At 72.4% G+C, this 1375-nt stretch carries 1 protein-coding gene; it reads right to left on the bottom strand.

What is annotated here, in order from left to right; genetic code table 11:
* Window positions 1-10: 10 nt before the first annotated feature.
* Window positions 11-1207, bottom strand: coding sequence for an ISAs1 family transposase (locus AB1460_RS37495; RefSeq protein WP_368967312.1), 1197 nt, complete (start codon window positions 1205-1207; stop codon window positions 11-13).
* Window positions 1208-1375 lie beyond the last annotated feature (168 nt).

The raw sequence follows: 1375 nt of genomic DNA, 5'->3' as shown, positions 1-1375 counted from the left end.
CAGGGCTCCGTCAAAGTCCCTTTTCGCTGATCAGGCCGATGATCTGGAGGACGCGCTCGGGTCTGCGGGCGGTGGCCCGCAGGGCGGGGGCGATGCTCTTGTGCCCGGCCAGGCGTAGTGCGCTGATCGCGGTGTCGCGGGCGATCGCCCAGGCGAGAGCGGCGTTGCCGGTGCGGACGGTGTGGCGGTCCTCGTCGAGGATCCGGTCGCGGACGTGGTGGACAGCCTCGACCGTCCAGTGCCCGCGGACGCGGGCGGCGAGGTGGCGGGGGTGGGCCTGTTCGGCGGGCAGGCTGGTGACCAGGTAGAACACCTCCTCGGACCAGGTCGGCTTCGCGGTGACGGTCTTCTTGCGCCGGGTCCGCCGACACAACCGGAGGACCTGTCTGGTGCCCCGGAAGCCGACGAGCGCCGGCGTGGTGACGGTCAGAGCCTTCAGCGAGCGGACCTCGATCCGGCCGTGGGCCTTCTCGGTCGTCGTGACCAGGTCCGGTGACCGGTCCCAGGGCAGCCGGGTGAGGTTCGCGTGAACGGTCGGCTGGTTTCCCTTGATCACAAAAAGCCAGTGGCCGCCCCTGGCCCGGATCTTCCGGGCGAGCCGGGTGTGGGAATGCAGCGAATCCGCGGTGACCAGGACCTCGGTCAGGTCGAGCCGGCCGACCAGCGCCTCGACCGCGGCGATCTCGTCCCCGTCGACGACCCGCTGGTGGCCGGCGGCGATCCCGGTGTCGTGCCAGACCGCCTCGACGACCGCCTCCTGGCTCATCGCCCCGGCCTCGGTGAACGACCGGGCGCCCTTGAGGGTCTTGCCGTCGAGGGCCAGCCCCCGCGGCCCGGCGGGCGGGTCCGCCACCGCCGTGGCCCGGGCGATCCAGCCCGAGAGCGCCTGGTCCAGCCCTGCCGGGTCACAGCGCTCGACCAGGCGGCGGATCGTCCGTTCGGACGGCACCCCACGGCTGAGCCCGAAGGCGGGGAGGATGTCCACGGGCAGGTCGACTGCCCATTCCCAGACCGCGGCGAAGGTCTGCTGACCAGCCAGAACACCGGCGAACCACAGGGACAGCACTGACGCCAGGCCGAAGCGGCGCCCGCGGCGCCGACGGTGGTCGCGCACCGCGCCCAGCGCGTCGAGCAGACCGCGGGGCCGCTCGAGGGCCCTGGCCGCCAGCCGGGCCCGTTGGCCGTCGGGAACAAGGGTAGGCGACACTGAAGGCACGGACGCGGCCCCACTCTTGGACGATCATGGTGTAGGAACCTCGATCATCCCGTGGGCGCCGCGTCCGCCTGTTCCCGGGCCGTTCTCACCGCGACGCCGTAGCCGCTACCAGCCCGCGACGCCAGCCGACACGCCGATCACGACTTTGTCGCAGCCCTG

The organism is Parafrankia sp. FMc2 (assembly GCF_041008525.1).
Taxonomy (GTDB): domain Bacteria; phylum Actinomycetota; class Actinomycetes; order Frankiales; family Frankiaceae; genus Parafrankia.
The sequence above is the reverse complement of the archived record's forward strand: the minus strand, read 5'-3'. Positions and strand labels throughout refer to the sequence as shown.